Origin of the sequence: Agrobacterium sp. FDAARGOS_525 (assembly GCF_003938925.1) — a bacterium.
Lineage (GTDB): Bacteria > Pseudomonadota > Alphaproteobacteria > Rhizobiales > Rhizobiaceae > Agrobacterium > Agrobacterium pusense.
Map to the genome: position 1 here is coordinate 1,599,977 of NZ_RKIU01000004.1, position 13,432 is coordinate 1,613,408.

A 13,432-nucleotide genomic window follows, 5' to 3' on the forward strand; every position below is an offset into this window, starting at 1 on the left:
AGCGCGAAAAGCTTCCTGTTAGGGCCAGAAATGAGGGGTATGTTCCGTTCCGGACGGACGGGAGATGTTACGCAGAGAGTTGGCTTGTTCCTGTTCGATCGACATCGAAAGATCGTTTCTTGGATTTGTGCTCTTGCTGCGTTGCTGCCGGTAGTGGCAAAATCGCTCCGGGTTAGCGGTTGTTGTCAGCATCCCGTCGCAATGGAGTTGCAGGATTGAGTGTAGCCTTTACCAAGGAAGACAGTGCGGAGACCGCAGCCGAAACGGTTCTGCCGGATCGGGTGATTTCACCTCATCCCAATCTGGTGACCAAGACAGGGCTGAAAGCTCTGGAAGGGCAGTTACAATTGGCCCGTGAAGCCTGTGAAGCCGCTGGCGCGATCGAGGATGTAAATGAAAGGCGGCGCGCTTCCGCCGGCCCATTGCGAGACATGCGTTATTTTGCGGAGCGAGTCCGTACGGCTCAGGTGATGCCAGATCCGCCCACAAATGCCGTTGTGGCATTCGGCAATCTGGTAACCTTCCGCCGCGACGATGGCCGCACGCAGCGGTTGCGGATCGTTGGCGAGGATGAGGCCAATCCCGCCAGGGGATCGATGTCCTATGTTTCTCCGGTGGCTCGGGCCTTGATGGGAAGAGCGGTCGGAGACTTTGTCGGGTTGGCTGACAGGGAGATTGAAATTGTCGACATTTCGTGACCGGCTCCTTGGCATTGGCACCAACATTATCACCGGGAAAATGGCACTGCCGAGCTGCCTCCACCGCTGGCCATTGCCGTCAGCCGCATCATGGCGTTCTTCAGGAAAAACCTGAAATCGAGGTCGATAGAGGCGTATGCCAGTGCTAGTCCCACATGCGCCATGAAGACGGGATTAAAATTCAGTTCTTCAAATTGGTAACCGATAATGACCGCTATCGCGGAATAGGCGAAAAAACCGACTTTGCGTTTCCGAAGGATCGTATAGACGAGTGCGAAGGCAGCTAGAAGGCAAAACGGGATGCCGGAGGCGTAGGCAGTAGCCAGAAAGCCGTTATGCGGCGTGCCGATACCCGCGACCTGCGTAAGCTCCTGAATTCGTGCCGTGAAACCGACGCCGAAAGGGTGATCGAGCATCACTTGGAAGCCGCCTGCGATGGTTGTCCATCGTTCCTGCACGTTGTCGGTACTGTGGCTGTCCTCCACAAAGCGTTTCGAGAACGCCTGTTCTGCGAAATCGAGAATTCCGAAGGGCAAAACGGCAGCGATGACGAGCGCAGATAGAGCGAAACCGAAATACGTGCTGAACAGCATTCGTATCGAAAAATTTCTAAAATAAAAATAGAGTCCGATCGCGATTACGGCAAATAGGCCCGATCGATTGAGCGTCAGCGTGAAGCTGGCCAAATATACCAGTATAAATATAGCAAAGAGCATTGGGCGCTTGTAGCGCTCCGCAAGATGAGCGGCTGCCGCACCGGCTAGAGCGAAAGCCGGTCCGGCCGTATTGCCCACCGGCCATATTCCCCCCGCCTTCTCCAAACGTAATAATAGCGGGCTTATTTCACCTCGAGCCGCGGACTCCAGCACCGACGCCTCATCGAACATGAAGGATAGGCCAAGCGAGGCGAGCCTGTCATGAATGACGATATCCAGGAACAACAGGATTGTCACCGCGATGAAACCGATGAACATGCCCCAAGAGAATAATTCGAGAAGGTTCTCCTTGAAAAGCATATAGGCGAAAAAGAGGAAATAGATCGCGTAAAAATATGTCAGCGCTGTCGTATAAAATTCGCCTTCGCCACGATCATCCGCGAAGAAAGTAGAAAGTAGAAAAAAAACGGTCAGCGGAACGAGATAGAGAAGAATGATTGAGGGGGTGAGGCAGCGAATATAGAGAATGGCGATAACAGGAAGCGTTACCAAAACCAGCATGTCGCTAATGTTCAGGAAGCGCAGTCCGATATTGCTCGTCACGATGTTGCATTGAATAAAAAAGCCAATGGAAAAAACGAAGAACGCCAGGATCACGCCAGGCACACCGATGATTTTGGAAGGATAAAACGGCATCGCCACGACGAAACCTGGTATCGATGATCGATAAGCAGCCCCGTTATTTGCATGACTTGTCATTCGCGGCCTTTATTCTTCGCTGCAGACAATGAAATTGTCCTGAGGTTGTTGGGCGCCGCGACCATGTGGTGAGGCGTTGGATAGTGATCCTGATGACGTCGGCGTGCAAGTCCTTTCCTTTATTCTTCAGCCGGTGAGATTACCTTTCGGCAAATCTCCTTCCACCGCAATTATCCTTTGAAGGTAAAGCGGTGCATTGGACGTCGGGACACTATAGCCAAAGGCCGGAAGGATTCGCAGATAAAGACTGTATTCGTTTGGATCGACATCGGCATCCACCGTAATTCCGTTAGCTGTGGCCCACATCCATCCGCTATCGTCCAGAATGCCCGAGCCTCCAAATTGCAAGGCGGCGCAAATAATCGTCCTGAGGTCGCCGCCACTTTTTGCAACCAACTCCACGAACGGGCTGCGTTGTCCTGCGCTGTTCTTATAGAGCACCGCAAAGGAGAGAGTCTTGCCGATCATCGCGGCCGCTTCTTCGTTGCGGAAATAATGGAAAAGCCCGCTGAACTCGCTGCCATTCGCTCGCAACGCGAGGCTATAGGCAAAAGAGGGGGAGAAGGTGACCTCCGTGCTTTTGGTGGCGGAGGCTGACTCTGCAAGGGACCAGCCTGAAGGAGCGGGCCCGGACCATTCGGTGAAATCGCCGTTGGCGATCAGGTTGGTGGCGGATAGTTTTGGCCAGCAGGGGGTTTCGAAGCCGCTATTCGGCGCTGACGCCAGATAGGCGGCGAACAAGGTTCTGGCGATGAGCGCCGAACCTGTGCTGCTGGGATGAATATTGTCGTTGTAAAGCGTGGCGTCCTTGCCGTTTGCGATAAATGCCGCATGGGTGTCCACCAGCGTCAGGTTCGGGTGCGCCCGGACGACGTCCAGTATGGTGTGATAGACCTTGTCGTAGCCCGTTCCATCCTTCCAGGGGTTTTGGGTGGTGATGAGCTGTGCAGCGCCCGGCCAATGCCATTCGGTCATGCCCAGCGGCCCAAGCAGGGCAGCCCTTCCGGGGCTTCGGATGCCACCGGGCGTTTCGAAGCTCTGCATATTATATCCGTGATGCATAATGCAAAGGTCGGGGCGTGGAATTTGCAGCGCTGCCATGCGCTGTTCGGCAAGCATGTAGCCCGGCCTGCCAACCGGCAGTGTGGCAAGATAGACAGTCAGCGTCGCGCCCGTGCCGGCGCGCAGTATAACTGGGTCAGCATAGGCCTTGGGACCCGTCGCGGCATGGGTCTGCCATTCCGCCCAGCGGTAAAGCACGACCTTGATATCATGCAGGCCGCCAAGCATGATGGCGAATTGCTGGAATGGCCCGTCGTCCGCGTGGGCGGTGCTGTCGCCATTCACAAAGATCGTGGCGTTCTTGCCCGCAACAAGACGGGCCCGCAGGGGGGAGAACGCATCGACTGATCCCGCCATCGCCGTGCGGTTTTGTTGGGAAATGCCGAGCGATACGCCGATCATGCCGGCACCTCTTCCGTTCCGGTCATATATATGCATATCTTGTCTTCGAGCAGCATCATTTCGGTCTCCTTGTCTGCCCCTTGAGAATAACCTCGCGGTGAGGCCCGGGGAAAAACACAGGGAGCCGGACGCTGAATCGCAATAAAACTGCACGTCACGAATTTTCTTCGATTTCAACTAAAGCATATAAATAAAATAGATTTTTTATTTTATCTGGGTCGGATTTTTGGTCCACACGAAGGTTTGAATGTCACTTTTTTTCCGCGCGATCAAGTATTGTTATTTCTCAATTGCTGTCTCCGCCGAATATCCCGCCGCCACTGACGGAGGGGGCGGTCGTTCTGACCCCGACCCCGGTGATGCCCGCAAGACGGAGTGGTGCTATCCCTGGTGCCTGCATGCCGTGGAGCTCAAGGCATGACATCGGCGCTTTTCGTCAGCCACACGGGGGAAAAGGGCGGTGCCGAACTTTTTCTGGCGGATATCGTCAAGGCCGGGCCGCGCTCCTGGCGAGCCTGCTTCCTCAGTGGCGGTGGGGCAGCAGACGATCTGGCGGAATGCGGCAGGCCGCCTCTTCTGCTGTCTGCGGGAGAAAAAATGCTGTCGATCCGGCGGGATTCGTCGTTTGGTGCGATGCTGCGAGGGGCCGTCGATGTTTTGGCCGTTGCCTGGCAGCTCAGCCGTCAGGCAAAAAACCATGACGTGATCTGCGCCAATTCGCAAAAGGCGCTTTTTGTCTGCGCGTTGGCGGCGAAGCTCAGTCGTCGGCCGTTGATCTGGATCCTGCATGATATCGTCACCGACCCCGCCTTCAGCGCCGCAAACCGCCGCGCTTCGCTGACATTCTCGCGTCTTTTCGCCAGGCTGGTCGCCGTCAATTCGCAAGAGACGGGCAGGGCTTTTGTGAAGGCGGGAGGCGAGCAGGACAAGGTCCGCGTCGTCTATAACGGTTTCGACCCAGCCAAAGCGTCAGTTTATGACCCCGCAAGAGCGCAGCAATTGCGCAGGGAGCTCGGCCTTGGCCCTCAGCCACTGATCGGATTGTTCGGCCGGTTGAGCGAATGGAAGGGGCAGCATGTTTTCCTTGAGGCGATTGCTGCAATGGAGGGGGTCCAGGCCGTGATCGTCGGCAGCGCGCTTTTTGGGCAGGAGGCTTACGAAGGCCGCATCCGCACGCTGGCATCCAGTCTCGGTCTTGATTCCCGTGTCCGATTTCTCGGTTTTCGCCCGGATGTAACGGAGTTGATGGCGGCGATGGACGCGGTTGCCCATACCTCAGTTGTTGCCGAACCGTTTGGTCGTGTGGTGGTGGAGGCCATGATGTGCGGAAGACCGGTTGTCGCCACCCGCGGCGGTGGGGTCACCGAGATCATCCGTGATGGTGAAACCGGCCTGCTTGTGCCGCCTGCGGATGCGCCGGCACTGGCCGCGGCGCTGGGCCGCATCCTGACGGACCCGACGTTGGCTGAAAAACTGGGGAAGAAGGGGCGGGAAGATGTGATGCGGCGTTTTTCGCTCGAGGAAACCTGCAGGACGATCTCCGCGCTTTTGTCTGAAGTAGCGTGACGCTGCGGTCTGCGACCGCTCACAGGCGGCAATCCCAAACGGGTGGAAGGTTGGAATGCGCATTCTCGTGAACATGCCGAGCCAGTATGGCGGGAAAGCTTCCGGCGTTGCCCGCGTAACCTTCAGCCTGCTGGAGCGGCTTCTAGAGCAGACTGATGATGATTATATCCTGCGCTCGCCCTGGACGCGGGCGCAATTGCCCGCGGAATTGCGCGACAGCCGCCTGCGGCTGATAGAGACGGCTCGGCCGCACATCATGGTGCTTGACGTGCTGCGGCAGGCCATGACGCTGCCGGTGCTTTGCCGCCGGGAAGGCATTGACGTGCTTTTTAATGCCGATCCTTTTGGCAGCCCGCTGGGCGGCAGGCGTCGAATCACCCTTGTTCACGATCTCTATTTCAAGACCATACCTGAACAGATTGGCTGGCGGGCGGCCTTGACCACCGATTTCATTTTTCGCCTCATGCTGGCCGGTTCGCACCGGATCGCGTGTGTATCCGACGCGACGCGAATGGATCTTGCGCGTTTTTATCCCGGGGCTGCCCGCAAGAGCGTGACCATTCATTCCGACAGCACATTGAAGCTGGATGCAGGGGCCACGGCTGCGCCGCCGCCGATCGCGGGGCGTTACATACTGGCGGTCGGAAACGCGACCTCGAACAAGAATTTTGCACTTCTGGGCAAGGCTTTTGCGCGATTGGGCCCGACGATGCCGGACCTGCGTATTGTCCATGTGGGCCGCGACGAGGCGGAAGAAATCGCCAACACGCTTGACGATCCGGGATTGAAGGCCCGGCTTATCCGGCTTTCAAGCATAGATGACCGGGAACTGGCGGAACTTTATCGTCATGCAGCCTGCCTTTGCGCGCCTTCCACGTATGAGGGCTTCTGCCTGCCGGTGCTGGAGGCGCAGCAACTGGGATGCCCGGTCGTCTGCTCCAATCGTTCTGCGACACCAGAAATTGCCGGTATGGGCGCGCTGACCTTCGATCCCTCGGACACCGATAGTCTCGTCGCAACTCTGGAGCGGCTCTTTCGCGAGCCGGCGCTTGCGGAGACGCTGCGCCAGGCGGGTTACGAAAACCGCAGCCTTTATTCCTGGGAAAAGGCGGCGGAGACATATGCGCAGCTTTTCCACGAGACGGCCTGACTATGCCGTGATCGGCCGCCGCAGATCAGCATAAAGTTTTTCATACGCGGAAATCACCCGTTCCGGCGCGACGCCTTGAGAAATCCGCTCTCTGGTTTGCGCCAACTCTGTGAGAACGGCAGGATTTTTCATGGCCTCGATCATACGGGCGGCAAGTTCGTTGGCATTACCTGGCGCAAAAAGGCGGTCCGGCCTGTCGCGACCAATCTGTTCGGCAACTCCGGCGAGATTGGCTCCAATGACAGGGACGCCGCGCAAAATGGCCTCCGCTACCGTTCTGCCGAAAGCCTCCGGCCACAAAGGCGGCACGACGAGGCAATCTATGCCAGCAAAAAAACTGTCGGCCTCGACATATCCGGGAAAGTCGACGGGCAGGCCTGATGCCTTTCGCTTATAGGTTTCGATGCCGCCGGGCGCTCGACCGGCCATGGTCATTCGCCAACCTTGCGGGGGCAGGAGCCGCATGGCCCCGATAAGGAGATCGGCGCCCTTGGGTTCTTCGATACGTCCGAGATAACCGAAAACCAGCGGTTCTCCTGCAACACGGGCCTTGCGGGGGTTCAACGATTCTGGTTGTGCGATGGCGTTCCAGATTATCGCGCGGCGATTTTCAGGAACGTGCGTGAAAAAACCGGCCTCCAGATGGCGTTTCAGAATGTCGCTGCCAACGCCGGTGACAGCATCCACCGCGCCTTGGCAGCGCCGGTGCAGACAGGAGAAGGCCCGGCATTTTTTGCTCCTGCCATCGCAGATATGCCCTTCGTGAAACAGGGAGCCATTGGTGCACATGCTGGTGAAATCATGCAGGGAGTGCACAAGCGGAATACCGCGTCTGCCAATCATCGGCCAGATCAGCGGCGTCAGTTCCGAGAGGGAATGGGTATTGATCACATCCGGGCGAAAATCCTCAATGACGCGCGCCAGCCGCTGCACCAGCCGGGGATCGATCTGGACGGCGACCTTGTAATATTTGCGTTTCCATTCTGCTTGCCGCTCCCAATCCCCAATGAAAAAGGGCGTCGTATGTCCAAGCCGATGAATGGCGAAACCGTCTCGCAATTCTGCGGTCTTGCGCTCCCGGGAAATGGCGGCAACCGCGATTGTATGTCCTTTCCCGGCCAAACCCCGGGCAAGGTCTTCGACGAATATCTCCGCGCCTCCCACACGGTCGGGAGAAAACAGTGATGTCACCTGCAAGATACGCATGTTTAAATTCCTGTGCCGGCGGCCGAGACGGAGGAAGCGGCATTGGCCGAAGTTTGTCTGCGCCGATCTGCTCCTGGTGGGTGCAGGCAAAGGGTGACGATGGGTGCGAGGAAAACGGCGTAAGCCATGGCGAAGCCCGGCACTTGCAGTGAAAAATCGAGGGACGAGTGCAGCGCCACCAGCAGCAGCCCGGCGAGGCCGAGATGCGAGGCATAACGATAAGTTTTGCGCCTGCGGGCCCCGCGAATGAAAATAAGCAACTGGCCGAACAGGAAAAATGCCGCATAAAACGGGAAAGCGGCTCCGAGGGTCAGCAAGCCCTCGGCATACACATTATGGGCATGGGTGACGACGGCATCGACGCCGCATTGCGCGGAATGATAGGGAGCGTAGGTTTCTGAAAAGCTGGCCAGCCCCGCGCCCAGGGGCCAGTTATCCGTTATCGCGCGTGCAATACCGGGCATATAGCAGAAGCGCATGTCGTCTTCGAGGCGTGTTTCCATACGCAGCGCCACACGATTTGCAAAAAGGGCGAAGAGGCCGATGGCGATGGCGAGCAGGATTGCTGCGCGTCGTCTGGAGCCGCGCCTTCTGCGCCGTGAGGGCGCGACATTCCGGCCGGGCCCGGGTGAGTTGAAAACGATGAGAAGGATGAGCAAAAGCAGCGCCGCGAAACTGGACATGATGCCCGCGCGTGATCCCGTCAGCATCAGGGCGATGAAACAGAACCCGGTCAGAAGGCCGATGAAGGCGGCGTGGCGGATGAGGCGTTTTTGATCGCCCGGCACCGTCAGGCGGTTTGCCACAAGCGCTCTCACCCTTCCCCAATCCGGAGCCGCCAGCTTGTTATTCAGCAGCACCACAAGCGTGAGCAGGATAAGCCCGAAGAAAGTCGCCGCCGTATTGCGGTTGACAAAGAGCCCCGTCAGGCTGCCGAGATAAAAACGCTTTTGAATAAGGCCGAGCATATCGGGAAACAGGAGAAATTGCAGGATCGCGCCCAGCGACAGCCAGCCGCCGGCGATTGCAAAGCATCGCAGCGCTTTTGCCGCACGCTCGTCCGTATTAAAGATCACGAGCCCGGTCATGAAGGCGCCAAAGGGCAAGGCGGCGCTCAGCAGGCCCAGCCAATCATCTGCCGGCGTGAGCGAGATCGTGGCTGCGGGCGCCACCTGCGTAAACATCGCGGCGGCGGACCAGGCGGGGTTGGACGACAGTATGCCCTGCCTGGCGGATGTCTGAAGCAAGACCTGAAGCATCAGTACGCCGAGCAGAAGACAGGCCGCTGCCAGCGCCTTCCCTATGGCGGGCTGGGGCGGGCCGAAGAGAGGCAGGGCGGCAAGGAGCAGCAGATAGGCGGCGAATGTGATGACGATCCGGCTTTCGATGTCGGTTGCGCCGCGATTGAGCAAGGCAAGCAGGAATATGGTCCAGAAAGCGATCGTGACGATTGCCCGGGCGCGATGCAGAACAAATGCCGGCCGGGGCGGCGAGGATGACAGCAATTCCGGTCGAGCGTCGAGGGTCTGCATGATGTTCGGCTTTTGAGATCTGCTTGTTGTGGTGACAATGAACTAAAGAAAGGACTTGGCGCTTCCGTGTATCTCAGGGCCGTGGTTTGGCGCTTTGCATGCTGGTCCGAAGCTCCTGGGAGCAGACATGCCTCAACGACCATCGCAATATTTCGCCCTGCCTGCCGCAGACGATCGCGGTGTCGGCTTCACGGGCCGCCTCAGCCTGCGGTAGGGCGCCTTTGGTAAATTGTTGCCAGATGACGAAGCGCCCGCGGATCAGATTGGCATCGGCGGGGCCATAAAGCTGGGAGAAATTCGTCAGCACGGCGATTTCCATGGCAGAGGCGTTGCGCAACGAGCGAACCATGGCGAGGCGCAGCCAGACATCGCCATTGGCGGGAAGACACGACAGGGCGTGGCGCATATAGGTTTCGGCAAAACCGAGGCGCATGGCATCCGCTTCTGGCGATGCATCCCCGGCATGGGCGTCGATATCGGCAAGCACGAGCCGCATCCCGGCCTTGATGATATCCGAACGGCAGATTTTTTCGGCAATGACGGGCTGCAGACCCTCGACGGTTTTCGTCAGCAGATCGGGAGAGAGACCATTGTCCTCGTCGGCAATGCGCGCCAAAGCGATGATATCGGAAAACCGTCGTGTTTCGGAAAAAGCCTGGGCCGCGAGCAACAACACAAATAGCGAAACGATCAATACCGGCGTGACCGTCAGGACCCTGCGCAGGCTCGGCACGCCAGCAGTCCTAGTCATGATAATATCGCGTGTAGCGGGAATGATAATATTCGCTTGAACCGTAAGCCCGGTAAAGCTTGAGCTTCTCCGTGTCGACCTTGTTGAGAATGACGCCCAGACATTTCTTGCGGATTTGAACTTCGTTTTCGATGGTGTTGCGAACCGCCCGCCGTGCGGTTTTGCCCCATTCCGTGACGAAAACGAAGCCGTCGATCCGGCCGGCCATCGCCCGCGCATCAACAACGGGGCCAAGTGGCGGCAGGTCGACGATGATGTAATCGAAGGCCCCGCTTGCCTCGGCCAGCAGGCGGTGCATCTGCGCGGAAGTCAGGAGTTCCGAGGAGTGCGGGACACGCTGCTTGACGACCGTGGGCAGGAAAGCAAGCCGAGTCTTTTCATCATGCACAAGCGCATCGCGGATGGAGCGACATTCCAGCAGCACTTCAAGCAGGCCTGCTGTCGCGTGGCGGGCAAGGGCGCGGGTGGCGCCCGGGTTGCGAATATCCGCATCGAGCAGCAGCACCCTTGCGCCCTGTGCGGCCAGAAGCTGTGCGAGATTGATGGAAATTGTCGATTTTCCCTCACTCGGCAGGGCGGAGACGACGCCGACGACCCTGGCGCCGTTTTTTGCCGCTATGCCGAGATCGATCGCCAGCCGCGTGCTGCGCAGTGTTTCGGCGAAGGAGGAGAGCGGGTGGTCTACGGCATAACGGGCAACGCCGGAAGGGCGCGTGACGGTTGGGCCGCCATCTTGCCCTCTCGGTTCCGTGTCTGCGGCCAGCTTGTTCGGCACAAGCGGTGTATTGCCCAGAAATTCCAGGCCAAGCACGTCGCGGACCTGCTCCCCCGTGCGAAAAAAGCGATCGCGGAATTCGCGGAACATGGCGACGCCGCCGCCCGCGGCCGCACCCATGATCATGAACAGCGCCAGAATGAGCGCCTTGTTCGGCTTGCTCGGCGTTCTCGGCGGTACGGCCTTGGAGATTACGCGCGCTTCCGTCACCGGGAAGGACTGCTGCTGCATGGCCTCCTGATAACGCTGCAGGAATGTCTGATACATGTTCTTGTAGGTTTCCGCCTCGCGCTGCAATTCGCGAAGCTGAACCTGCGTCTCGCCGGCGGAGTTGCTGATATTGGTGGCCTTGGCGACGGTTTCGGCCAGGGATTTCTCCCTTGCTTCGGAAACTTCCAGATCGCTCTTATAACTTTGCGCGATACGGCTGATTTCCTGGAACATCAGCCTGCGATATTCCTGCATCTCGTTGCGCAGACGCACCGCCTGCACATGGTTGGCGCCCAGCCGACCGGTGATCTCGGCTTCGACCTTCGAGGATTCGAGGTATTTCTTCCGCAGGTCGTTTGCGACCGAACTGTCGAGAATATCCGTCACGACCGCATCGACATCGTCGGTAGCGAGGATGTGTTCGATACGTTGCACTCTTGCCCGCGCCCTGGCGGTTTCCGATTGCGCCAGGATAAGCGCGCTGTTCGACTCCGCCAGCTGCTGGTCGGAAAGCAGCCCGTTATTGCCGGTCGAGATCAGGTTATGCTCAGCACGGAATTTCTGGACGGCGAGGTCGGTGTCGAGCGCCCTCTGGCGCAGTTCGGCAATGCGATCGGACAGCCAGTCGCTCGCCCGCCTCGTTGCCTCATATTTGGAGTTCAGCTTGTCCACCAGATAGGCTGCGGCGACCGCATTGACGATCTGCGCTGCAAGGACCGGCGACGTCGAATTATAGGTGAGTTCCAGCGCATAGGTCCGGCCGATACGCTTGACGCTGAGACCCTGCAGCAACCGGTCCGAAAGACCCCTTTTCAGGGTTCCGTCATCCACTACCGCCTCTTTTGTCGCCGGCGCGAACCATTGCGATACGTTGACAAGTGAGCGGATGGTGCTCAGCACGGAGCTTAGGAACGAGGCGCGTGTCGCCCTGAATTCCTGGTTTTCCGTCAGGTTGAGGCTGTCGACCACGGCGAGGCCGATGGTTTCCGATTGCAGCACCTCGACCTGGCTGAGAATGGACGCCTCGTCCTCGATCACGCCCCCGATCGTCGAAAGCTGTTCGACAACCTGGCTGTTGTTGCGGTCTATCAAAAGGGTTGCAGTAGCCGAATAGATCGGAACGGCTGTGGCTGCGAAAGCAAGGCCGATTGCCCCGGCAACGGCGACGGCCGCCAGCACGATGCGCCACTGACGGCGAACCGTCGCAAGTGCGGCATCTATATCGATAAAGTCAGCCGTAAAGCCGTTTTTATCGAAATCGGCCATCGTCAGTGGATCGTGCCTTTGCAACAACTGTCAGCCTCGCTTTTTTAGGCAGGCACAGGGCCTGCCAAAGTCCCGGTTGCATCACGTTTCGGGTGATCGCCGCTCCCGTAGGGATCGGCAAGGCCGGGCTTTGTTAAACGGGGCTGGTGCTGACCGGCGTACTGGTGCTGCCGGTGGAAAGCGATCTGCCACGGCCGGCAGGCGCGCCTGTTCCACCGGACTGAGCGGTACCCGCCCCGGTCTGGCCGCCCGCCGAACCACCGACGCTGTTGCCGCTCGCAGGCGTGGAGCCCGCGCCGCCGATCGGCGAGGCGGCTGCTGCGGCCGCGGGTGCTGCTGCCGCAGCCGGGCCGGCCGCGGTTCCTTCAATGTTTTCGCTGAAGGCGATCAGCAGATCGGAAGGCACGCCGGCGCCCTTCGTCTGCAGCTGAATGGCGGCCGCAAGGATCGTGTTGTTGTTCTGCATCGCCGCGGAATAGGCAAGCGCCAGACCTTCGCCCACCACTTCCGAGAAATCCTTGTTGCCGACCTTCTGTGCCAATGCGACGACGGCGGGCAACTGGCTGGAGTCGCTCAGTACAAGTGCGGAAATCTGCTCGGAAAACTGCGCGGCACTGGTGGAGACGGCGATGATCGGAAATCCGCCCGTCACCTTCGCCGCCAGCTCGGCCGTGGCGGCATCGGTGCTGGAAGCGACGGCGATCAGGTCCCTGACCGTTGGCGACGTCGGAGACTGCTTGAACGCTTCAGCGGCGGCAAGGGGAACCATGTCCGGACTGGTCGTGTTCACCCGCCCCAGAAAGGCGGCGGTGCTTTCATCGGGGGATTTGACCGGTGCGCCTGTCGCCACGCTCTGGGCGGGCGCGGCCTGCTGCTGCGGCGCGCCTGGCGCAGGTTCGACATTCTGTGCATGGGCTGAGGCGGAAACTATACCCGTGCCGATAATCAATATCGCACCGGTGAGCGCCGAGCCATTAAGAAGGCGAGACATCACAACTCTCCAAATTCTTAAAATACGACTTTAATTACGCGCAATGCCGATATGGTTATTCAGCACTTAAAATGTTCTTCTTAGATCGCATAGGCTAGGCGGCGGATCAAGTGCTAAAACAACTACGCAACCGCAACTTCTTAAGTATCCTTAACCGGCGATAGCTGCCCAAGGCTTGATACGGCGTTGGTCGGCCAGCGATGAAAGTCACGAAGTTCTTCTCCCCGGTCCTGAGGAATTGACAGGCTTATGGAATTGTTTGATTTTAGCTGATGTTTGAATAAAGGGAGATATTTTGTCTTCCCGTCTTGCTCATTTACTTTTCGCACTGCGTGGCAAAATTATAATTTCTCCGGTTTTCCGAGTTAAGCACCTGTTATATCAATATAATTTTTTGATTAATCCCAA

General features: G+C 58.4%; 11 protein-coding genes. 4 read left to right on the forward strand and 7 right to left on the reverse strand.

Annotation, left to right across the window (positions count from 1 at the left end):
• The first annotated feature begins 215 nt into the window (after positions 1-215).
• On the forward strand, positions 216-698 hold the full coding sequence (gene greA, locus EGT36_RS23830; protein WP_004445578.1) for a transcription elongation factor GreA: 483 nt from the start codon (positions 216-218) through the stop codon (positions 696-698).
• Positions 699-727: 29 nt separating this feature from the next.
• Here greA and EGT36_RS30660 read toward each other — a convergent pair whose 3' ends face one another.
• Both EGT36_RS30660 and EGT36_RS23840 read right to left on the reverse strand, forming a co-directional pair.
• Positions 728-2,113 carry an O-antigen ligase family protein gene (locus EGT36_RS30660; RefSeq protein WP_146617398.1) on the reverse strand — a complete coding sequence of 462 codons (1,386 nt, stop codon included), beginning with the start codon at positions 2,111-2,113 and terminating at the stop codon, positions 728-730.
• Between the two features lie 126 nt (positions 2,114-2,239).
• Positions 2,240-3,577, reverse strand: coding sequence for an SGNH/GDSL hydrolase family protein (locus EGT36_RS23840; RefSeq protein WP_125271184.1), 1,338 nt, complete (start codon positions 3,575-3,577; stop codon positions 2,240-2,242).
• Positions 3,578-3,824: 247 nt separating this feature from the next.
• Between EGT36_RS23840 and EGT36_RS30830 the strand changes: the two genes are divergently transcribed.
• From EGT36_RS30830 to EGT36_RS23850, 3 genes are read left to right on the forward strand one after another with little or no spacing between them, the layout of a single operon-like run.
• Positions 3,825-3,998 carry a hypothetical protein gene (locus tag EGT36_RS30830; RefSeq protein ID WP_156510768.1) on the forward strand — a complete coding sequence of 58 codons (174 nt, stop codon included), beginning with the start codon at positions 3,825-3,827 and terminating at the stop codon, positions 3,996-3,998.
• Positions 3,995-5,143 (forward strand): glycosyltransferase family 4 protein, encoded by a 1,149-nt coding sequence (locus tag EGT36_RS23845; RefSeq protein WP_125271185.1) that lies wholly within the window; start codon positions 3,995-3,997, stop codon positions 5,141-5,143. Before EGT36_RS30830 ends, EGT36_RS23845 begins: the two co-directional genes overlap by 4 nt.
• A gap of 55 nt (positions 5,144-5,198) precedes the next feature.
• Complete coding sequence (locus EGT36_RS23850) at positions 5,199-6,293, forward strand: glycosyltransferase family 4 protein (RefSeq protein WP_125271186.1); 1,095 nt, start codon at positions 5,199-5,201, stop codon at positions 6,291-6,293.
• Here EGT36_RS23850 and EGT36_RS23855 read toward each other — a convergent pair whose 3' ends face one another.
• The 5 genes from EGT36_RS23855 to EGT36_RS23875 form a co-directional block, all read right to left on the reverse strand.
• Positions 6,294-7,499: a glycosyltransferase family 4 protein gene (locus tag EGT36_RS23855; RefSeq protein ID WP_125271187.1), complete on the reverse strand. Its 1,206-nt coding sequence runs from the start codon at positions 7,497-7,499 to the stop codon at positions 6,294-6,296.
• Positions 7,500-7,501: 2 nt separating this feature from the next.
• Positions 7,502-9,031, reverse strand: coding sequence for an O-antigen ligase family protein (locus EGT36_RS23860; RefSeq protein ID WP_125271188.1), 1,530 nt, complete (start codon positions 9,029-9,031; stop codon positions 7,502-7,504).
• Between the two features lie 73 nt (positions 9,032-9,104).
• Positions 9,105-9,782, reverse strand: coding sequence for a hypothetical protein (locus EGT36_RS23865; protein WP_125271189.1), 678 nt, complete (start codon positions 9,780-9,782; stop codon positions 9,105-9,107).
• Positions 9,775-12,033 (reverse strand): polysaccharide biosynthesis tyrosine autokinase, encoded by a 2,259-nt coding sequence (locus EGT36_RS23870; protein ID WP_125271190.1) that lies wholly within the window; start codon positions 12,031-12,033, stop codon positions 9,775-9,777. The genes EGT36_RS23865 and EGT36_RS23870 overlap by 8 nt, the downstream gene beginning before the upstream one ends.
• Before the next feature lie 133 nt (positions 12,034-12,166).
• Positions 12,167-13,024, reverse strand: a complete 858-nt coding sequence (locus EGT36_RS23875; RefSeq protein ID WP_125271191.1) for a hypothetical protein — start codon at positions 13,022-13,024, stop codon at positions 12,167-12,169.
• Positions 13,025-13,432 lie beyond the last annotated feature (408 nt).